We start from the raw sequence: 22,688 nt of genomic DNA on the forward strand, positions 1-22,688 counted from the left end.
AATGGATAATATGAAACAAGATGATACTGCACATAAGGTTGCAGATTCAAACGAAGCCCAAACAGAGTCAGATGCACTTGCACATAATCAATTAGCAAAAGCACTATATGCAGGATTTGGTATAAGATTTTGTAGCTTTCTCATTGATTTACTTATCATTTTTGGTATTCAAAGTATTATATTGAAACCAATCTATCATTTCACACATATAGATAATGCAAAGTTATGGATTGATTATTTTAGTGTAGGTCACGTATTAGATGCACTCGTATTTTATTTGTATTTTGTGTTATTAACGAAATATTTTAAACAAACAATTGGTAAAATGATTTTGAATATTAGAGTGGAACGTGCGGATAGACAATCTTTAACTTGGGTAGACGTATTATTTAGAGAATGGATTGGTCGCATTGTCAGTGGCGTATTTGCTAATTTACCTTATTTAGTAACAATATTTACAGATAAACACAAAGGTATACATGATTATTTTGCTGATACTGTCGTAATAAAAAATAAATTTGAAAAATTGTTTTATTTGAAGTAGATTGTTATGTTTCAAAGGGTTTAAGGTTTATTTCATCTGATTAAACAGTTATAATTATTGAGTAAGCACTTTTTATAGGAGGCATTCAAATGGCGCAAATTACATTTAAACAAGAACCAATTACATTATTAGGATCACAAGTAAAAAAAGGTGAAACAGCACCAGATTTTACAGTGTTAGACAATGATTTAAATGAAGTAACTTTATCAAATTATGATGGTCAAAAGAAATTGATCAGTGTAGTACCATCTATTGATACAGGTGTCTGTGATAAACAAACACGTAAATTCAACGAAGAAGCAGCGCAGGAAGATGGCGTCGTGTTAACTATTTCTGTTGACTTACCATTCGCACAAAAAAGATGGTGTGCATCAAATGGCTTAGATAACGTGGTTACTTTAAGTGATCATAAAGAGCTTTCATTTGGTAACAATTATGGCGTAGTTATGGAAGAATTACGTTTACTTGCACGTTCAGTTTTTGTTTTAGATGAAAATAATAAAGTAGTATATACTGAAGTTGTTTCTGAGGGCACTGATTTCCCAGACTTCGATGCTGCTTTAGAAGCATACCGTGCTATTTAAATTAAATATAGGTAATATAAAATTTGTCATTTGATTTGAAGTTAAACAATCAAACAGTATCATTGACATTATAAAGTATACTGTCCATAATTATTTGGTAATATAAGTTAGCATGAACTGACTTAATTTCAAACAAATTATGGACAGTTTTTTTTAGAAAGGACTATTAAATGACACAAGAAGAAACAGTAATGGAAAAGTTATTCCAAACACTCGACGAAAAAGCTAAAGCTTTAAATGAAAATAATGGTCAAAGTTTTATTGAAAACTTAGGACTAGCAATGGAACACATTTATACAAGTAAAAGAGACTTGTTAGAGCAAGCTACATTGCAAGATAGAAGAAAAGCATTTCAGTTTGCTTATTTAAGCTTAATGCAAAAAGAAGATATTCAAGCAAACCATCAAATTACACCAGACTCTATTGGCTTAATTTTAGGCTTTTTATCTCAACGCTTCTTAAAAAACAAAGAAGAATTACACGTTGTAGACATCGCAAGTGGGGCAGGCCATCTAAGTGCGTCTGTACATGAAGTGTTAACTGAACATACGGTGATGCATCATCTTTTAGAAGTTGATCCAGTATTATCAAGAGTCAGCGTTCATTTAGCCAACTTTTTAGAAATACCATTTGATGTTTATCCACAAGATGCAATTATGCCATTACCTTTTGAAGAGACAGATGTTGTTATTGGTGATTTACCTGTTGGCTATTATCCGGCAGATGAGAGAAGTAAGGAAATGGCTTTAGGATTTGAAGAAGGTCACAGTTTCTCTCACTTTTTATTAATTGAACAAGCTGTTGTAGCCTTAAAACAATCAGGTTATGCATTTTTAGTTGTTCCAAGTAATATTTTCGAAGGTTCAAATGTGAAACAGTTACAAAACTTTATTGCTACAGAGACAGAAGTGCAAGCATTTTTAAATTTACCTTCGACATTATTTAAAAATGAAAAAGCACGCAAATCTATTCTTGTACTACAGAAAAAAGAAACAAACGTTACTAAACCAGTAGAGGTTTTATTAGCGAACATTCCTGACTTCAAAAGCCCTCAACAATTCCAAGCATTTTTACAAGATTTAAATGTGTGGATGGAAGAAAATCATCCTGAAAATTAAACTGTATTATTCTTGAAAATAAACTGTATTAATGATTAAATAGATAGGTATATTAAAACTTAATTGAAAATGGAGGCAACAAGCTTATGTCAAAATTAATTTTGGCCATTAACGCTGGTAGTTCGTCACTGAAATTCCAACTTATTGAAATGCCGGAAGAAAAAGTTGTTACTAAAGGACTAATTGAACGTATTGGTTTAAAAAATTCTGTCTTTACTATTGAAGTAAATGGAGAAAAAATTACTGATACTAATGATATTGCTAATCACGAAGTAGCAGTAAACATTATGTTAGAAAGCTTTAAAAAACATGGTATCATTGAAAGTATTAATGATATTGATGGTACGGGCCACCGTGTTGTTCATGGTGGAGAATTATTCCCAGAATCAGTTTATATAACTGATGAAGTAGAAAAACAAATTGAATCGTTAAGTGAATTAGCTCCGTTACACAACCCAGCAAACTTAATGGGAATTCGTGCATTCCGAAAACTTTTACCAGAGATACCACATGTCGCTGTGTTTGATACTTCATTCCATCAAACAATGCCAGAAAAATCTTATTTATATAGTTTGCCATATCAATATTATGAAGACTTCGGAATTCGTAAATATGGTTTTCATGGCACGAGTCATAAATATGTTTCACAACGTGCAGCTGAAATTTTAGATAAACCAATTGAAGAATTACGTATTATCTCTTGTCATATCGGTAATGGTGCTTCAATCGCTGCTATTGATGGTGGCGAATCTGTAGATACATCTATGGGCTTCACTCCATTAGCAGGTGTTACAATGGGCACACGCTCAGGTAATATTGACCCAGCTTTAATTCCATTTATTATGGAAAAAACGGGTAAAAATGCAGAAGAAGTATTAAATACACTTAATAAAGAATCTGGATTATTAGGTATTTCAGGTACTTCAAGTGACTTAAGAGATATCATTGAAGATTCTAAAGAGGGTAAAGAAAGAGCCCAATTAGCGCTTGACGTCTTTGCATCTCGTATTCACAAATACATCGGTTCTTATGCGACGCGTATGCATGGTGTAGACGTTATTGTATTTACAGCTGGCGTAGGTGAAAATTCTGATCCTGTAAGAGCAAAAGTCTTAGAAGGTTTAGAGTTTATGGGTGTTTATTGGGACGCTAAGAAAAATGAAATGATCCATGGTTCTGAAGGTTTCATTAATTATCCACATTCACCTGTAAAAGTCATCGTTATTCCTACAAACGAAGAAGTAATGATTGCTCGCGATGTTGTAGATTTTGGAAACGTAAAATAATCTGGAAGTAAACCCAGATTCATTAAATGAGTATGAGTTGTAAATATTTATACTTAAATTAAAAGCACCCATTCATTAGAAAAAATAATGAATGGGTGCTTTTATTATTTTATTAATCAGTTTTTAAAATGGATTATTTTTTCTCTGGTTTAACCTCAAAAGCAATAATTTGAGATTGTTGTGTTTCATTAAAGTTATTATCGGCTGTCAATACTAGACTGTCATTACCATTGGGCAGTTTTTTACCAAAAGTCATGCCTTCAATGTTATCAACTTTACCAATATCTTGTTCATTTAAATCAGCAACCAGCGTTTTGTTTAAAGATTTTGCGTTTGTCTCTTTGAGTGAATTTATATCTTTGATATCAGTTCCTTTACTGACATCTATTTTATATATACGCACATAATTACTAAATGAACCATCTTCTGCTTGTACAGATGCACGTTCTAGAGTGAAAAATTCATGATCATTAATGGCTAATATTTCTGTGATTCCATTATCAGCTTGTTTGTTTTTGCCAGGTTTTTTAGGTATGGCATCAAGTGGATATGCAAATTCAGATAATATGTTGCCTTCGCGATCATATTGTGTGATGCGTGATAAAGCGCCTGATTCAGGTGTAGGTTTTTGGCCATCTTGTATTAGAGGGCCCTCCATAGAAGTCCATAACGTATTACCATCTTGAGAAAAAGTGCTACCTTCAATAGCTTGATTATTACGGAAACCTTTCTTATTTTGTTTATCCATTTTTATTGTATCTTTAACAGGAATTTCAGTTGAATATTTACCATCTTCAGTTGCTTTACGAATAAATGGATTCAATCCTAAGGAACGATCTCCTTCACTAGTATATAGAATCTCATTAGTATGTGGGTCGAACCGTATCGATTCTGGGTCAGCAACAATATTATCATCGTCGTTCTTATATTGCTCTTTATTGATGTAATCTTTGCCATTCGGTTGTTTTAACTTGTGGACGCCATTAAATTTGACGTCTTTAAATTCATTGCTATTATAGTCAATATCAGCTTCATAGAATCTTGCTGGATTGTGTTCTGATCGGTCATCGCTAATAAGTAACCATTTATCATTTTTAGGGTCATACGTTATACCAGACAATCCGCCAACTTTCGTATCTTTGTAAGTTTTATCAAACGGTAAGATTTTAGTGTCTATTAATTTGAGACGATCTGCTGTACGTGTTGTATTGTCTTTTTCTGCAGCAATTATTTCACTATGTAATGTTGTGCTCGAAATAAATAATGTGAACATGCTTGTTATAAGTGCTTTATGCATCGGTTTCATAAGTGTGTTCATACTCCTTTCATTATGCGTTTCACTTCAATCATATATCTTTTGTTTAAAGTGTATATGAAGTTTTGATAAGGAGTTTGTAAAAATCACTTTGAATGCGCAATATAACTTTACATGCTCATTCCTTTGGATATTAAAAAGGATAGATTGCTCTAAATAAATGAACAAACTATCCTAGCGAAACAAATTAATAACTTTTGTTTAGACTTTAAATGTAACTAAATCATTTTTATAAAATTCACTAGTATATTTTAGTGAGCTTGGTGTTGCGATCTAAGTTCGTCTGTTGCTACTTGTGGTTGGAAATCTTCTGGCAGTTCTTCAGTGCGTACAACGAGTACATCACAAGGTGAGTGGCGCACGATTGCTTCAGATACAGAACCAACAATAAATCTTTCTACAGCATTTAAACCAGAAGTACCACACATAATTAAATCAGCTTCTACCTCAGACGCTAATTTTTTTGGAATAATTGCTTTTGGAGAACCAAATTCTAAGCGAGTTTCAACATCTTTAATACCAGCGTTTGTTGCAACTTCTTTATAACCTTTTAACAAGTCGTCAGAAAAATTTTTAGATTTCTCAGTGAACTGTGCATCATAAACCTCGTATGATGAATATGTTCGTGAATCAATGACGTTCACAACTGTTAATTTTGCTTCGTTACGATTTGCAACATCTACAGCTTTATTAAACGCCCATTCAGCCTCGTGTGAACCATCTACCGCAATTAAAATGTTTTTATAAGTTAGCATATCAATGACCTCCTTATTCTTCTTATATATATTATACCACCATTTACAGAATATTAACATAATTCACTGTTGTAAAAGTACTCTATTCTTTGATTGCGCTTTCATAGAATACACGTTACTATAAATTTGGAGGTGGATGAAATGATTATAGGTATTCCTAAAGAGATTAAAAACAATGAAAACAGGGTGAGTTTGTCCCCAAGTGGTGTGCATGCATTAGTTGAGCAAGGTCATAATGTTGTTGTTGAAAAATCTGCTGGTTTAGGCTCTTATTTTGATGATGTGGACTATACTGAAGCTGGTGCAAAAATTGTAAATGAACAAGCTGAAGTATGGAACGTAGATATGGTTATGAAAGTTAAAGAACCATTGGAAGAAGAATTCCAATTCTTTGAGGAAGGATTAATTTTATTTACTTATTTACATTTAGCAAATGAAGAGAAATTGACTAAAGCTTTATTAGAAAACAAAGTTATTAGTATCGCTTATGAAACAGTGCAATTGCCAGATCGTTCTTTACCATTATTAACACCAATGAGTGAGGTGGCAGGTCGTATGTCTGCTCAAATTGGTGCTGAGTTCTTACAGAAATATAAAGGTGGCATGGGTATTCTACTTGGTGGTGTACCTGGCGTAGAAAAAGGACGCGTAAGTATTATTGGTGGTGGCCAAGCCGGGACTAATGCTGCGAAAATTGCTTTAGGTTTAGGTGCTGACGTTACAATTTTAGATGTTAACCCTAAACGTTTGCAACAATTAGAAGACTTGTTTGGTGGTCGAGTACATACAATCATGTCAAACCCATTAAACATAGAGCAATGCGTTAAAAATAGTGACTTAGTCATTGGTGCAGTGCTTATTCCAGGCGCAAAAGCACCAAAACTTGTTACTGAAGAAATGGTTAAACAAATGAAAGATGGGGCAGTGATTGTTGATATTGCGATCGACCAAGGTGGCATTTTCGAAACAACAGATCGTATTACTACACACGATGACCCAACTTATAAAAAACATGGCGTAGTACATTATGCAGTAGCTAATATGCCTGGTGCAGTACCGCGTACGTCAACAATCGCATTAAACAACGCGACGTTACCATATGCGCAACAAGTAGCTGGAAAAGGCTATTTAAAAGCACTACAAGATAATCCAGCTTTATCTTTAGGCTTAAGTACGATTAATGGTGAATTAACTAATAAAGGTGTTGCAGATGCATTAAACTTATCATATACCGATATTGAAAGTGCATTAAAATAAAAATACCTATAATACAACTCAACCATAACGAATTGATTGTATTAAATTGATGTAAATAAAATAAGAGTAGGACATATATTTATGTATCTCACTCTAAAGTGCCGACAAAGTAACTGACTTTGTCGGCACTTTTTATACATAATTGTCTAGTAGTGTTATATGGCCAGTAGTAGTTCTTTAAAAGTTTGTTATAAGCGTATTTTCAATTCAGTCAGCTGCTGCCAATATAATAAAACAGGCTGAGACATGTAATTATGTCCCAGCCTGTTTTATTGACTCTATAAGATCTTATGTTTTAAGAAGTTAAACTATCAATGACAAGTTTTAAACGATTCTTGTACCATGTACTTCTTGGAAAGGGAAAGAAGATATTAAATCTTGCAAATTATCTTTATTTAACCCGCCACCAGGCATGATTTCGATACGTCCGCCTGTATTAACCACAAGCTTGCCGAGTTGATTTAAATTATCGAAAATATCAGTCCCTGATGGACCACCATGTGTAAGTAATCTAACAAAGCCAATATCAATCAGCTGATGTAGCGCTTTGATTTGACCATGTAAATGAATTTCATCGAACGCCATATGACACACGGATGGTACAGGTGATGCTAGGTTGTTCAAAGTCTTCATTTGCCATTCATTTAAGACATTATCCTCTGTCAAACATCCGAATACAAAGTAATCTACGTTAAGTTGTTTGATTGCTTTCATGTCTCGTTGCATGATTTCAAAATCATATAAATTATATACGAAATTACCACCACGCGGGCGAATCATTACTGCGATTTCAACCTCATTGGTATGACAAATTTCTGTCGCGATTTCAATCATTCCGATGCTAGGTGTTGTTCCTCCGACACTCAAATTATCACATAATTCTATACGATCAGCACCATTGCTTATTGCTTGTTCAACTTGTTGAATTGTTTCAACAACCGCTTCTTTTATCATTTTTCGTAACCCGTTAAACTTTCATTACCATCTTCAGTTACTAAAATATCGTCTTCAATACGTACACCTGCAACGCCGGGAACGTATATGCCTGGTTCAACAGTGATAACCATTCCAGCAACAAATTGGTTGGTATTTGAACTAGAAACATCTTGATACTCATGTTCTTCTAAGCCTAATCCATGTCCTAAACGATGAGGGAAATGATCACCATAACCTGCATCACTGATAATATTACGTGCAATATCATCTACATCTTTAATTGTAACGCCTGGTTTGATTGCTGCAATTGCTTCTTGTTCAGCTTTCAAAACAACATTATATATTTCTTGAGCTTTATCATTTGGTTCGCCAAATTTAACGGTTCTAGTCATATCACTACAATAATTGTTATAAATAACACCAAGATCAAATAGTACATATTCATCTTTTTGTAATTGACGATCACCAGGCGTACCATGTGGTGAAGCAGCGTGATCGCCGAAGAGTACCATCGTATCGAAACTCATTTCATTCACACCGTAATCTTTGATTGCATTCTCAATATGATTGACAACTTGGCGTTCCGTGACACCTTCTTTTAAAAAGTCTACACCGATTTCAATACATTTGTCAGCAAGTTCACATGCTTTTTTAATAGTAGCAATTTCATTTTCGCTTTTAACATTACGTAAGTCTTTAATTGTTTGGTCAATATCACCAAAAGTTTGTACATTAAATGCGTCAACGAGTTCGCGTTGACGTTTTACTGTTAAATGTTCAGCTTCAACTAATAATTTATTTACAGTGAACGTATATTTGTCTAATGCATTTTCTGTGTCTAAATATCCAATTACTTCGCCCTCAAAAGGAGAGGCTTTTACTTCATCAACTTCTAATTGTGGACAAAATAATACTTGTTCACCATTTTCTTTGATTAATAATGCGAGTAAACGTTCATGAGGATCACTTAAATAGCCTGTAAAGTAAAAAATGTTTAATGGTGTTGTAATCCATGCTGCTCCAGCTTGTTGTGATTTTAATTCTGCGGTAATCTGTTCTAATTTCATTTATCATCATCCTCCTAAAAATACTATCATTCTAAGTTTATGTTAGTTCATTACGGAATTCAAAAATAAAATGTTATAATGATGCTATTTTAGCTAAATGTTTTAAAAATATGCATAAAAGCGCTATATAAAATGCACGGATATGTTATAAAATGGTATGAATGTGGTATGTAGTAAATAAACAGATTTATGGGAGGAATTCATATAATGAACTTATCATTTCATGGACAATCAACGATTTATTTTGAAGCGAACGGTAAAAAAGTAATTGTAGATCCATTTATTACTGGCAATGGTCAGTCGGATTTAGATGCAAATGCTATAGAAGTAGACTATATCATTTTAACGCATGGTCATGGTGATCATTTCGGAGATACAGTCGAATTAGCTAATAGAAATAATGCAACTGTAATTGGTTCAGCAGAACTGGGTGATTATTTAACTACAAATAAAAATGTTGAAAATGTAAGACCAATGAACATTGGTGGTAAAGCTGAATTTGAATTTGGTACAGTGAAATTTGTACAAGCTTTTCACAGTTCAAGTTTAACTGACGATAATGGTATTCCAGTTTATCTTGGCATGCCGATGGGGGTTATTATAGAAGTTGAAGGCAAAACAATTTATCACACTGGAGATACAGGATTATTCAGCGATATGAAATTAATTGCAGAACGTCATCCTGTGGATGTTTGTTTTGTACCTATTGGTGATAACTTTACTATGGGTATCGATGATGCAAGTTATGCAATCAACACATTTATAAAACCTAAAATTACTGTACCTGTGCACTATGATACATTTGAATTGATTGAACAAGATCCAAATGAATTTAAATCTGCTGTTACGGTAGGAGAGGTACAAATTTTAAAACCTGGAGAATCAGTTAAATTATAAAACATTTAATGGATTAGAATTCATAATAAAATAAAATGTCGACAAAATTTCATTATTTTGTCGACATTTTTATGTTTATTTATAAGAATTATTCTAAGCATTCATTTATATTTCAAATTTTTAAGAATATAAACTAAAAAACAAACCCAATGCATTTGTGCGCTAGGTTTGTTTAGATGATAAACTCAAATTAATACAAAGGTGTTTGAGTTTTATATTATTTTACAATAAGAACAGGGATGTTTGCTCTTTTCGCCACCTTATGGCTGACGCTACCAAGGACAAATTTTTTCTTTTCCTCAGCTTTGCGGTTACTGAGTACGACGATTTCATATTTGCCACTATTTGCTTGTTTAACTAGTTGTTCTTTGGCACTGCCACGAACAATAATTTCATCATATTTGATGCCATATTCATCTAAAGCCTTACGTGTTGGCTCAAGTCCTTTGCTGCGCTTTTCAACTAATTTATCTAAATGAATACCAGATTTAATTGATGATTGTGCATCTTGTTCACTAATTGAATTTAAAATAGTGACCGTCGTTCCTTCACCTGCTAATTTTGATACTTCTTTAAGTGCTTTTTCGTTAGTAAGTGTTGTATCTACACCAAGTAAAATATTTTTGAACATTGTTCATCCCTCCTTGATATCATTCTAATCAAAATTCCTTGATAAATCCAATTATAATATAAAATCTTACATATTAATTTCTTAAAAAGAATTATTTATATTATTTAAAAGGTGCAGTTCAACATTATAAAGTTATAATCTACCATAATTTGAATTGTGACATCGCAATTTTAGATATAAGAAGTTATAATGGCATAGAAACTGTTCAAAAAATGAGGTTATTTAAATGACAAAGCATGAGCAAATTTTATCATATATAGAATCTCTAGCAGTAGGACAAAAAATTTCTGTTAGAAAAGTAGCGAAGGATTTAAGTGTATCTGAAGGTACAGCTTACCGAGCGATTAAAGATGCTGGTCAAATTGGCTTGGTAGCAACAATTGACCGCGTAGGTACTGTTCGCATAGAAAAGAAAACGCGCGAACAAATTGAACAACTTACATTTGGTGAAATTGTAAAAATTATAGACGGTCAAGTGTTAGGCGGCAGAAACGGTTTAATTAAAACACTAACCAAGTTTGCCATAGGTGCGATGGAGATAGACGATGTAGTAAAATATTTAAGTACGCATACATTATTGATTGTAGGTAATCGTAAAGATGTACAATTAGCGGCCTTAAAAAGAGGAAGTGCGGTGCTGATTACAGGTGGTTTTAGAACTTCTGATGAAATTATAAAGTATGCGGATGAACATGATCTACCAATACTTTCTTCTAATTATGATACATATCTAGTAGCAAACATCATTAATAGAGCAATGTATAACCAAATGATTCGTAAAGAAATATTGGTCGTTGAAGATATTGTAAAATCAGTGAAAGAGAGCACGGTAATCTTTGAAAATATGAAGTTGATTGATTATAAAGAAAAAGCAAGAGCTACTGGACATTCAAGATTTCCAGTTATTGATGAACAATGGAAATTAGTAGGTATTATTACGAGCAAAGAAATTATTAAAATGGATGATTATGACACGATAGCTCAGTTTATGACGAAGGCACCTATAAATGTCCAATTAACTACCACAGTAGCAAACTGTGCCCATATGATGATTTGGGAAGGTATAGAACTGTTACCAGTGACTACAAGTAGCAAAAAACTTATAGGTGTTATAACGAGAAAAGATGTATTAACAGCGATGCAATTATTAAGTCGACAACCTCAAGTGGGAGAAACTATTAATGATCAAATTGCAAAACATATCAATATTACAAATAATGGTATTCAAGTACAAACTCCCCCTATTAACGAATCAATATGGTACTTTAAGTAAAGCTGTATTTGTCGCTATAATTGAAGAAACAGTACGCTATGAAATGAGAAAGTTAAAAAAACTTGAAGTCATGATAGAAAGTTTGAACATCATATATATTAAGACAGTACAAATCGAATCAGAAATCGATGTGCATTATGATATGTTAGATGTAGGAAGAAACTTTGCTAAACTAGAAGTGACAATGTCTACTGATGAGCATCATGTAGCGAAAGCAATGATTATCTGCCAGATGATAGATTAAACGAATTTTATATAACTAATGAAAAGGAAGATATAAATGACTAAAGAATTCAATCAAATTATGAGTGAAATTAACGAAGCTGAAACAGTTATTATACATAGACATGTCAGACCTGATCCAGATGCTTATGGTTCACAGCTTGGTTTGAAACACTATTTAACATTAAAGTTTCCAGAAAAAAACATATTTGCAGTTGGGGAATCAGAGCCTTCGTTAGATTTTATTGGAACTTTTGACGAAATTACAGATGAACAATACAAAGATGCATTAGTGATTGTTTGTGATACGGCTAATTCACCAAGGATTAGTGATGAGCGCTTTAATAAAGGTCGTTCCCTAATTAAAATCGACCATCACCCAGCAGTGGATCAATATGGTGATATTAATTATGTGAATGCACAGGCTTCTTCTACAAGTGAAATTATCTTTGACTTTATTGCGCATTTTAATGACACAACAGTGATAGATGCCTCTGTTGCACGCGTACTATATTTAGGAATTGTTGGTGATACAGGTCGTTTCTTATTTAATAATACGACGTCCCATACGATGGAAGTTGCAAGCCAGTTACTCAAATATCCATTTAATCATAATGAAGAGCTTAATCAAATGGGCGAAAAAGACCCGAAACTCTTACCATTCCAAGGATATGTATTACAGAACTTTGAGTTAGATGAAAATGGATTTTGTAAAATAATTATTACACAAGATGTGCTTAAGCAGTTTCATATTGCGGCTAACGAAGCTTCATTATTTGTAAATGCGATTGCAGATATTCAAGGCTTGAAGATATGGGTCTTTGCTGTTGATGAAGGCACTGAAATAAGATGTCGCATCCGCTCAAAAGGCATTGTGATTAATGATATTGCAAGTGAATTTGGTGGTGGAGGTCATCCAAATGCATCAGGTGTTTCTGTTGCAAACTGGAACGAATTTAATTCATTAGCCGAAGCTTTAAATAATAAGTTGTAAGTATATAGGAGGTGTTTGCTGATGGTTACGCATTTAAATATTCATACAACATACGACTTATTACATTCTAGTTTGAGAATAAAAGATGTTGTTGCTAAGGCCGCTAAAGAAGGGTACACCGCGTTAGCGATTACAGACACAAATGTCTTATACGGTTACCCACAATTTTATGACGCGTGTATTGCAGCAAATATTCATCCTATTTTCGGTATGACGATTTTTGTGACAGATGGTTTAGAGTCAGTGGAAACGATAGTGCTAGCGCAAAATGAGCAAGGACTAAAAGATATGTTTAAGCTGTCGTCTGCTATAAAAATGAAAGAAAAAACTGAAACACCTATAGAGTGGCTGAAAAAATATCTACAGCATATTGTTGTTATTTTTAAAGATGTAACATCATCAAATGAAGCTATTGTAGCTGATTTTACTGATGATACACATGTTTATGTAAATCATACGAGTGAAGTAACATTGGAATTACCAATGGTTTGGGCTCAAAGTACACGTTATCTTAACCAACAAGATGCTGATACGCTTACTGCGCTCGCTGCCATCAGGGATAACGCTAAATTAGATTTAGTGAGTGAACAACCTGATTATAATGCACATTTATACGATTATAGCGATTTGACTACACTTCATTTAAGTAAGGAAGTGCTAGATAACACAAATCAACTTGCAAAAGTATGCCAGGCTGAAATGATATATCATCAGTCTTTATTACCTAAATTTAAAACGCCGGATAATCAGCAATCAAAAGATTATTTATGGCAAGTATTACAAGAAAACTTAAATCAACTTAATTTAAATCATAACCAATTCGACACTTATAGAGAAAGACTTGTTCATGAGTATCAAGTCATTACTCGCATGGGGTTTGAAGATTACTTTCTTATAGTAAGTGATTTAATACACTATGCGAAAACGCATGATGTATTAGTAGGACCTGGTCGTGGTTCTTCGGCAGGGTCATTGGTAAGTTATCTTTTAAATATTACTACGGTTGATCCTATACAATATAATTTATTGTTTGAACGTTTTCTTAATCCGGAACGTGTAACAATGCCGGATATTGATATTGATTTTGAAGATACGCATAGAGATAAAGTTATTCAATATGTCCAGGAAAAATATGGTGATAATCATGTTGCTGGTATTGTAACGTTCGGTCATTTGTTAGCTAGAGCAGTAGCTAGAGATGTTGGTAGAATTATGGGATTTGATGAGGTTACTTTGAATGAAATTTCAAAATTAATACCACACAAGCTAGGTATAACTTTAGATCAAGCTTACGAACAAAATGATTTTAAACAGTTTGTACACCGAAACCATAGGCATGAACGATGGTTTGAAATTAGTAAAAAATTAGAGGGGTTACCTCGCCATACATCAACACATGCTGCAGGTATCATTATTAATGATCACCCATTATATGAATATGCACCATTGACGTTAGGTGATACTGGATTATTAACACAATGGACGATGACGGAAGCAGAGAGAATAGGATTGTTGAAGATCGACTTCTTAGGGTTACGGAATTTATCCATTATTCATCAAATTGTGAAACAAGTTAAAAAAGACACGAATACACATATTGATATAGAGCAAATACCTTTTGATGATAGCAAAGTCTTTCAATTATTATCTCAAGGTGATACTACAGGTATTTTCCAACTTGAATCAGATGGTATTAGAAATGTATTGAAAAAATTACAACCTGAACATTTTGAAGATATTGTAGCCGTAACGTCTTTATACAGACCAGGTCCTATGGAGGAAATACCTACCTATATTACGAGAAGGCATAATCCATCTAAAGTGCAATATTTGCATAGTGATTTACAACCGATATTAAGTAACACTTATGGCGTTATCATTTATCAAGAACAAATCATGCAAATTGCCAGTAAGTTCGCAAACTTTAGTTATGGAGAAGCGGATATTTTAAGACGAGCGATGAGTAAAAAGAACCGTGCTGTATTAGAAAATGAACGTCAACACTTTGTGGATGGTGCTTTGAAAAATGGCTACGATGAAAGTTTAAGTAAACAAATATTTGATTTGATTCTAAAATTTGCAGACTATGGCTTTGCACGTGCCCATGCTGTAAGCTATTCTAAAATCGCTTATATTATGAGCTATTTAAAAGTACATTATCCTAACTATTTTTACGCTAATATTTTGAGCAATACTATCGGAAGCGAGAAGAAGACAGCGCAAATTATTGATGAAGCAAAGCATCAATCAATCAATATTTTAACACCGAATATTAATCAAAGTCACTGGTTCTATAAAGCAACTAAACAGGGTATCTACTTGTCAATCGGTGCGATTAAAGGAGTAGGTTATCAAAGCGTTAAGTTAATTGTTGATGAACGCATAACAAATGGGCATTTTAAAGACTTTTTTGATTTTACAAGACGTATTCCTAAAAGGATTAAATCTAGAAAATTACTTGAAGCGCTCATATTAGTAGGCGCTTTCGACACCTTTGGCAAAAATCGTGCTACACTACTACAGTCAATTGATCAAGTACTTGATAGTTCATCTGATATTGAACAAGACGGCTTTATATTTGATGTATTAACGCCTAAAGCGACAAATGAAGACAAAGAGGAATTGCCGGATAAAGTATTGAGTGATTATGAAAAAGAATATTTAGGCTTTTATGTTTCAACACACCCTGTCGAAAAGGCTTTTGAACAAAAGCAATATCTCGGTATATATAAACTTACTAATGCACGAGATAATCAACCGATTTTTGTTCAAATTGATAATATTAAACGTATACGTACCAAAAACGGTCAAAATATGGCTTTTGTAACACTAAATGATGGAGTTAATAGTTTGGATGGGGTCGTTTTTCCAGATACATTCAAAAAATATGAAACAGATTTGAAAACGGATGAGACATTTATCCTAAAAGGTAAGTTTGAAAATAGGAATAATAAGAAGCAGCTTATTATTAATCAGATAGAGACGGTTGAAGCTTTTGAAGTGAGTACATTTGAACAAGCGAAACAAATTGTAATTAGAAACCTAAGCGATGAAACAGAATTAAAGCAATTTTTAACTCAAACAGAAAATAGTAACTATATTCCTGTTAAGTATTTCCAAGAGGAGCAAAATAAGTTCAAAATCATAGGTTATATCACACGTGATAACGACGTATTAAATACATTTATACAACGGTTTTCCCCTTGGGATATAAGAATTATTTAACTTTAATAGCGCTATGAACTATGGTATAGTAAACTGATGGTTAAGCATAAACTTGCCGTCAGTTTTAATTCTAACTAAATTAAAAATAATAATTATTTAATGTCAAATCAATCTATATATTTTTATTACAAATATTAACTGTATGAGTGAAATCGACATCTTGTTAGCAATATCATTTGTAATTTAAGTTAGATTGTAATAAAAATATATATGAACTGATTTTTATACTAGTTGAATGTAAAGGGGTAGATTTACATGACATTGAGAGACGAAGCATTAGAAATGCATAGACGAAATCAAGGAAAGTTGGAAGTAACACCTAAGGTACAAGTTACTAATAAAGAAGAATTAAGTTTAGCTTATTCACCAGGTGTCGCAGAGCCTTGTAAAGAAATACATGAAGATTCTCGAAAAGTTTTTGAGTATACCATGAAAGGCAATACTGTAGCTGTTGTAACAGATGGTACAGCTGTTTTAGGATTAGGAAATATTGGTGCAGAAGCGAGTATCCCAGTAATGGAAGGGAAAGCAGTGTTATTTAAAAGTTTTTCTGGTATCGATGGTGTGCCTATTGCATTAAATACTACAGATACAGATGATATAGTGAATACTGTGAAATTATTAGAACCGAATTATGGTGGCATTAACTTAGAAGATATTTCAGCGCCGCGCTGTTTTGAAATAGAAGAGCGTTTGAAAAAAGAAACTAAAATACCAGTATTTCACGATGATCAACATGGTACAGCAATCGTTACAGTAGCAGGTATGATCAATGCCTTAAGAATAGTGGATAAAGATTTGTCAGACATTAAGGTCGTTCTTAATGGTGCCGGTGCAGCTGGTATGGCTATTGTTAAATTATTATATTCTTATGGTGTTAGAGATATGATTATGTGTGATTCTAAAGGTGCTATTTTCGAAGATCGTGCTTTCGGTATGAATGATACGAAAGCATACGTAGCTAAGTGGACTAATAGAGAGAAAATTGAGGGTAGCTTAAATGATGTCATCAGAGATGCTGACGTGTTTATAGGCGTTTCTGTTGCAGATTTATTAACAAAAGAGATGGTCGAATCTATGGCTGATGATCCAATTATCTTTGCTATGGCAAACCCTAACCCAGAAATTCAGCCAGATGTTGCAAAAGCAGCAGGTGCAAAAGTAATAGGAACAGGCCGTTCAGATTTTCCAAATCAAATTAATAATGTCTTAGCATTTCCGGGTATATTCAGAGGTGCTTTAGATGTAGAAGCAACACAAATTAATGAAGCAATGAAACAGGCTGCGGTTGAAGCAATTGCTAATTTAATTCATCAAGAAGAATTGAATCCTGATTATTGTATTCCTGGTCCGTTTGATAAGCGTGTAGCACCATCAGTCGCTAGAGAAGTTGCAAAAGCAGCAATGGAGTCTGGCGTTGCTAGAAATGATATGGATCCAGAGGAAATTTATGAAAAGACAATGAAATTAACAGACTTAGATAAATAATATTCGTTAATCCTGAACTCAATACGTGACTTACAGTTAAGTGTAGAGAAAGATTGCGATATTTATGTGGAGGTTTACCAATGTTTAAAGATTTTTTCAATAGAAGTAGTAAAAAGAAAAAGTACGTGACCGTATCGGATTCAAAACAAAGTGATGTTCCTGCAGGTATTATGACGAAATGTCCTAAATGTAAAAAAATTATGTATACGAAAGAATTAGCTGAAAACTTAAACGTTTGCTTTAACTGTGATCATCACATTGCACTTACAGCTTATAAACGTATTGAAGCTATTTCCGACGAAGGTACATTTAAAGAATTTGATAGAGGCATGACTTCGGCAAACCCATTGGACTTCCCAAGTTATGAAGAAAAAATCCAAAAAGATCGACAAAAAACTGAGCTGAACGAAGCAGTAGTGACTGGAACTGCAAATTTAGAAGGTATAAGTTATGGTGTTGCTGTTATGGATGCTAGATTCAGAATGGGCAGCATGGGTTCTGTAGTAGGCGAGAAAATTTGTAGAATTATTGAGCATTGTATTGAAAATCGTTTGCCATTTATTTTATTTTCAGCAAGCGGTGGAGCTAGAATGCAAGAAGGTATTATATCGTTAATGCAAATGGGTAAAACGAGTGTGACACTGAAGAAACACGCGGATGCGGGGTTATTGTATATTTCTTACATCACTAATCCAACTACAGGTGGTGTTTCTGCAAGCTTTGCTTCTGTAGGTGATATTAATCTTAGTGAACCAAAAGCGTTAATTGGATTTGCTGGAAGACGTGTCATTGAACAAACTATTAATGAAAAATTACCAGATGATTTCCAAACTGCAGAATTTCTATTAGAACATGGTCAATTAGATAAAGTAGTACATAGAAAAGAAATGAAAACAACGTTATCTAATATCTTAAAAATGCACCAAGAGGTGAAAACAAATGCTTGATTTTGAAAAGCCGCTTTTTGAAATAAAAAATAAAATTGAATCATTAAAAGAATCTCAAGAAAAGAATGATGTAGATCTTCAAGAAGAAATTGATATGCTCGAAGCTTCTTTAGAGAGAGAGACTGAAAAGGTATATACAAACCTTAAACCATGGGATCGTGTGCAATTAGCACGTTTACAAGAAAGACCTACATCTTTAGATTACATACCTTATATATTTGATTCATTCATGGAATTTCATGGTGATAGAAATTATAGAGATGATCCTGCAATGATTGGTGGCATTGGTTATTTGAATGGCCAAGCTGTTACTGTAGTTGGACAACAACGTGGTAAAGATACCAAAGATAATATTTATCGTAATTTTGGGATGGCACATCCAGAAGGTTATAGAAAAGCAATTAGATTGATGAAACAGGCGGAAAAATTCAATCGACCTATTATTACTTTTATCGATACTAAAGGTGCGTATCCAGGTAAAGCAGCAGAAGAACGTGGACAAAGTGAATCTATCGCTAGAAACTTAGTTGAAATGGCTTCGTTAACAGTGCCAGTCATTTCTATTGTGATTGGTGAAGGTGGTAGTGGAGGAGCTTTAGGTTTAGGTATTACAAATCGTATATTGATGCTTGAAAATAGTACGTATTCTGTTATTTCACCTGAAGGTGCTTCTGCACTGTTATGGAAAGACAGTAATCTTGCAAAAATTGCTGCAGAAACAATGAAGATTACTGCTGAAGATTTACGTGAACTCAATATAGCTGATGATGTAATTAAAGAACCATTAGGTGGTGCACACCATGATGTTGAAATTCAAGCACAAAACATCAAGAAAGGTTTTGAATATCATTTAGCAGAATTAAGTCAGCTAAGTAAACAACAACTTGTTGATGACCGTTATGCAAAATTTAGAAATATTGGAGCATTTCACGAATAATATCAAACATATTGAGATGAGCTGTGAAAAAATCTATGACGATAGATTTTTTCACAGCCATTTTTATAGTTGTAGAGAAGTAGATTGAGTAAACACAAATATTTATTTTATTTAAAAAATAAATATATTGTTTAAGAAATATAATTTAAAGGTAAATACATAAGAGCGCTCATTTCATTTTTGCCGAAAATTATAGTAAACGCTTACTATTTATAAATTAATAGTTTAGATTACTTTAAAACGTTTACATTTGGCACAAAGCCTTATTTTAATGGCACCATTGTATTATTTATGGTATTTTTAGAATAAGAAATACATGTTAGAAAGGTTTGTCGTCATGAAAAAAATTGCAGTGTTGACAAGTGGTGGAGATTCTCCAGGCATGAACGCAGCTATAAGAGCTGTAGTTAGAAAAGCGATTTTTAATAACATTGAAGTCTATGGTGTTTACCAAGGCTATCAAGGTTTATTAAACGATGATATCGAAAAGCTTGAACTCGGTTCTGTTGGGGATACAATTCAACGCGGAGGCACTTTTTTATATTCAGCAAGGTGTCCTGAATTTAAAGAAGTAGAAATGCGTAAGAAAGGTATAGAAAACTTACGTAAAAGAGGAATCGAAGGCCTTGTAGTTATCGGTGGAGACGGTAGTTACAGAGGCGCGCAACGTATAAGTGAAGAATGTGAAGAAATCCAGACAATTGGAATACCTGGTACGATTGATAATGATATTAATGGTTCAGATTTTACAATTGGATTTGATACAGCATTAAACACTATTATTGATTGTGTTGATAAAATCCGTGATACAGCATCGAGTCATGCTAGAACCTTTATTATAGAAGTTATGGGACGTGATTGTGGAGACTTAGCATTGTGGGCAGGCATGTCTGTAGGTGCAGAAACAATTATCGTTCCAGAGGTAGAAACAGACATCAAAGATGTAGCTGAAAAAATCGATAATGGTATTAAAAGAGGCAAAAAACATTCAATCGTCATGGTAGCAGAAGGTTGTATGTCTGGAGAGGCTTGCGCTCAAGAGTTAACTAAGTATATTAATGTTGATGCACGTGTTTCTGTATTGGGTCACATCCAACGTGGTGGTAGCCCAAGTGGAGCAGATCGTGTGTTAGCGTCACGTTTAGGTGGTCATGCAGTAGATTTATTATTACAAGGGAAAACTGCTATTGGTGTGGGAATCCGTAATAATGAATTAACTGATACACCATTTGAAGAAATATTTAGATCAGATCAACATGAGTTCGATTTTGAAACTTATGAATTAACAAATGAATTATCTATATAAAATACTTGGAGGCATTATTAATGAGAAAAACTAAAATTGTTTGTACTATTGGACCAGCGTCAGAATCGGAAGAAATGCTTGAGAAATTAATGAAAGCCGGAATGAATGTTGCACGTTTAAACTTTTCACATGGTGATCATGCAGAACATAAAGCAAGAATTGACTCGATTCGTAAAGTATCTAAAAAATTAGGTAAAACTGTTGCAATCTTACTTGATACTAAAGGACCTGAAATTCGTACACACAGTATGAAAGATGGCGGTATTGAACTTGAAAGAGATACTGAAGTCATCGTAAGCATGACAGAAGTAGAAGGTACACCTGAAAAATTCTCAGTAACTTATGATAATTTAATCAATGATGTAGAAGAAGGTTCATATATTTTATTAGATGATGGTTTAATTGAATTACAAGTTAAACGTATCGACAAAGATAATGGCGAAGTTGTTTGTGATGTATTAAACACTGGCGAATTAAAAAATAAAAAAGGCGTAAACTTACCAGGCGTTAAAGTAAGTTTACCTGGTATTACTGATAAAGATGCTGAAGATATTAATTTTGGTATTAGCGAAGGCGTTGATTTCATCGCAGCTAGTTTCGTACGTCGTCCAAGTGATGTACTTGATATCCGTAAATTACTTGAAGCACAAAAAAATACAACAATCAGCATTATACCTAAAATTGAAAACCAAGAAGGTATTGACAACATCAAAGATATTCTTGAAGTTTCAGACGGTTTAATGGTTGCACGTGGTGATATGGGTGTTGAAATTCCACCAGAATCAGTACCTATGGTGCAAAAAGATTTAATCAGACAATGTAATAAATTAGGCAAACCTGTTATCACTGCGACACAAATGCTTGATTCTATGCAAAGAAACCCACGTGCTACACGTGCCGAAGCAAGTGATGTTGCCAACGCAATCTATGATGGTACAGACGCAGTAATGCTTTCTGGTGAAACAGCTGCTGGACTTTATCCTGAAGAAGCAGTTAAAACAATGCGTAATATTGCAGTTTCTGCTGAAGGTGCACAAGATTATAAAAAATTATTGTCAGATCGCACTAAATTAGTAGAAACGTCACTTGTTAACGCAATTGGTGTTTCAGTTGCACATACAGCATTAAACTTAAATGTAAAAGCAATTGTTGCTGCTACAGAAAGTGGTTCAACTGCTCGTACGATTTCTAAATATCGTCCACAATCAGACATTATCGCAGTAACACCTAATCCAGAAACTGCACGCCAATGTGCTCTAGTATGGGGAATTCATCCAGTAATCAAAGAAGGACGTAAAACTACAGATGCATTATTAAATAATGCTGTAGCAACTGCAGTTGAAACTGAAAAAGTTCAAAATGGTGATTTAATTATTATCACTGCTGGTGTTCCAACAGGTGAAAAAGGTACTACTAACATGATGAAATTACATTTAGTAGGAGATGAACTTGCTAAAGGACAAGGTATTGGTAGAAATTCAGTTGTTGGCCAAACACTTGTTGTTAATAATGCAAATGAGTTAGAAGGTAAAGATCTATCTGAAACAATTATTGTAACGTCTTCAGTAGACGAAACACTTGTACCTTATATTGAAAATGCAATTGGTTTAATCACAGAGGAAAATGGCATCACTTCACCAAGTGCAATCATTGGTTTAGAAAAAGGTATTCCTACAGTTGTTGGTGTTGAAAACGCAACTAAAGAAATACAAAATGATGTTTTAGTTACTATTGATGCAAATCAAGGTAAAATCTTTGAAGGTTATGCTAACGTTCTATAATAGATTTACGAATATAAACTAATAGGTAGTTGTAAATTCCTGTTTGAAATAATATAAGAAGTTGAGAGTTAATTGAATTTTAAATTCAATTAACTCTCTTTTTAATTTTCACTCAACTTTATATG

Annotated in this window: 18 protein-coding genes and 1 pseudogene; 14 read left to right on the forward strand and 5 right to left on the reverse strand. The window is 33.5% G+C overall.

Annotated features, from left to right (window positions below; all coding sequences use genetic code 11):
* Position 1 precedes the first annotated feature (1 nt).
* The 4 genes from AOB58_RS01320 (at position 2) to AOB58_RS01335 (ending at position 3,532) form a co-directional block, all read left to right on the forward strand.
* Complete coding sequence (locus AOB58_RS01320) at positions 2–544, forward strand: RDD family protein (RefSeq protein ID WP_002507344.1); 543 nt, start codon at positions 2–4, stop codon at positions 542–544.
* A gap of 89 nt (positions 545–633) precedes the next feature.
* The gene (tpx, locus tag AOB58_RS01325; RefSeq protein WP_002507345.1) at positions 634–1,128 is read left to right on the forward strand and encodes a thiol peroxidase; all 495 of its coding nucleotides are present in this window, start codon (positions 634–636) and stop codon (positions 1,126–1,128) included.
* A gap of 170 nt (positions 1,129–1,298) precedes the next feature.
* Complete coding sequence (locus tag AOB58_RS01330; RefSeq protein ID WP_064782832.1) at positions 1,299–2,246, forward strand: class I SAM-dependent methyltransferase; 948 nt, start codon at positions 1,299–1,301, stop codon at positions 2,244–2,246.
* An 86-nt stretch (positions 2,247–2,332) separates the two neighbouring features.
* A complete protein-coding gene (locus AOB58_RS01335) occupies positions 2,333–3,532 on the forward strand; it encodes an acetate kinase (RefSeq protein ID WP_002507347.1) in 1,200 nt (399 codons plus the stop codon).
* A gap of 133 nt (positions 3,533–3,665) precedes the next feature.
* Here AOB58_RS01335 and AOB58_RS01340 read toward each other — a convergent pair whose 3' ends face one another.
* Both AOB58_RS01340 and AOB58_RS01345 read right to left on the reverse strand, forming a co-directional pair.
* Positions 3,666–4,850, reverse strand: a complete 1,185-nt coding sequence (locus AOB58_RS01340; protein ID WP_237283163.1) for an esterase-like activity of phytase family protein — start codon at positions 4,848–4,850, stop codon at positions 3,666–3,668.
* 248 nt (positions 4,851–5,098) lie between these two features.
* Complete coding sequence (locus AOB58_RS01345; RefSeq protein WP_002507349.1) at positions 5,099–5,602, reverse strand: universal stress protein; 504 nt, start codon at positions 5,600–5,602, stop codon at positions 5,099–5,101.
* Between the two features lie 141 nt (positions 5,603–5,743).
* Between AOB58_RS01345 and ald the strand changes: the two genes are divergently transcribed.
* Entirely contained in the window at positions 5,744–6,859 is a 1,116-nt protein-coding gene (gene ald, locus AOB58_RS01350) for an alanine dehydrogenase (RefSeq protein WP_002507350.1), read from the forward strand.
* Between the two features lie 324 nt (positions 6,860–7,183).
* On the opposite strand, the gene AOB58_RS01355 is transcribed toward ald, so the two are convergent.
* Positions 7,184–7,813 (reverse strand): copper homeostasis protein CutC, encoded by a 630-nt coding sequence (locus AOB58_RS01355; RefSeq protein WP_002507351.1) that lies wholly within the window; start codon positions 7,811–7,813, stop codon positions 7,184–7,186.
* Positions 7,810–8,862: a M24 family metallopeptidase gene (locus tag AOB58_RS01360; protein WP_064782834.1), complete on the reverse strand. Its 1,053-nt coding sequence runs from the start codon at positions 8,860–8,862 to the stop codon at positions 7,810–7,812. The genes AOB58_RS01355 and AOB58_RS01360 overlap by 4 nt, the downstream gene beginning before the upstream one ends.
* Before the next feature lie 207 nt (positions 8,863–9,069).
* Here AOB58_RS01360 and AOB58_RS01365 point away from each other — a divergent pair, with 207 nt between their 5' ends.
* On the forward strand, positions 9,070–9,759 hold the full coding sequence (locus AOB58_RS01365) for a metal-dependent hydrolase (RefSeq protein ID WP_064782835.1): 690 nt from the start codon (positions 9,070–9,072) through the stop codon (positions 9,757–9,759).
* 217 nt (positions 9,760–9,976) lie between these two features.
* On the opposite strand, the gene AOB58_RS01370 is transcribed toward AOB58_RS01365, so the two are convergent.
* Positions 9,977–10,390, reverse strand: coding sequence for a universal stress protein (locus AOB58_RS01370; protein WP_002507354.1), 414 nt, complete (start codon positions 10,388–10,390; stop codon positions 9,977–9,979).
* Between the two features lie 226 nt (positions 10,391–10,616).
* Between AOB58_RS01370 and AOB58_RS01375 the strand changes: the two are divergent.
* The 8 genes and pseudogenes from AOB58_RS01375 to pyk all read left to right on the forward strand — a co-directional run bounded on the left by AOB58_RS01375 (position 10,617) and on the right by pyk (position 22,563).
* Positions 10,617–11,907, forward strand: a pseudogene (locus AOB58_RS01375) (DRTGG domain-containing protein).
* 36 nt (positions 11,908–11,943) lie between these two features.
* On the forward strand, positions 11,944–12,879 hold the full coding sequence (locus AOB58_RS01380) for a DHH family phosphoesterase (RefSeq protein ID WP_064782836.1): 936 nt from the start codon (positions 11,944–11,946) through the stop codon (positions 12,877–12,879).
* 21 nt (positions 12,880–12,900) lie between these two features.
* Positions 12,901–16,104 (forward strand): DNA polymerase III subunit alpha, encoded by a 3,204-nt coding sequence (locus AOB58_RS01385; protein WP_064782837.1) that lies wholly within the window; start codon positions 12,901–12,903, stop codon positions 16,102–16,104.
* Positions 16,105–16,359: 255 nt separating this feature from the next.
* The gene (locus AOB58_RS01390) at positions 16,360–17,592 is read left to right on the forward strand and encodes an NADP-dependent malic enzyme (protein WP_064782838.1); all 1,233 of its coding nucleotides are present in this window, start codon (positions 16,360–16,362) and stop codon (positions 17,590–17,592) included.
* Positions 17,593–17,672: 80 nt separating this feature from the next.
* Positions 17,673–18,539, forward strand: coding sequence for an acetyl-CoA carboxylase, carboxyltransferase subunit beta (gene accD, locus AOB58_RS01395; protein WP_002507359.1), 867 nt, complete (start codon positions 17,673–17,675; stop codon positions 18,537–18,539).
* Complete coding sequence (locus AOB58_RS01400) at positions 18,532–19,476, forward strand: acetyl-CoA carboxylase carboxyltransferase subunit alpha (RefSeq protein ID WP_021339082.1); 945 nt, start codon at positions 18,532–18,534, stop codon at positions 19,474–19,476. The genes accD and AOB58_RS01400 overlap by 8 nt, the downstream gene beginning before the upstream one ends.
* 337 nt (positions 19,477–19,813) lie before the next feature.
* Entirely contained in the window at positions 19,814–20,782 is a 969-nt protein-coding gene (gene pfkA, locus AOB58_RS01405) for a 6-phosphofructokinase (protein ID WP_002507361.1), read from the forward strand.
* Positions 20,783–20,802: 20 nt separating this feature from the next.
* Entirely contained in the window at positions 20,803–22,563 is a 1,761-nt protein-coding gene (gene pyk / locus AOB58_RS01410; protein WP_002507362.1) for a pyruvate kinase, read from the forward strand.
* Positions 22,564–22,688: the final 125 nt, after the last annotated feature.

Source organism: Staphylococcus sp. AntiMn-1, assembly GCF_001663395.1.
Lineage (GTDB): Bacteria > Bacillota > Bacilli > Staphylococcales > Staphylococcaceae > Staphylococcus > Staphylococcus equorum.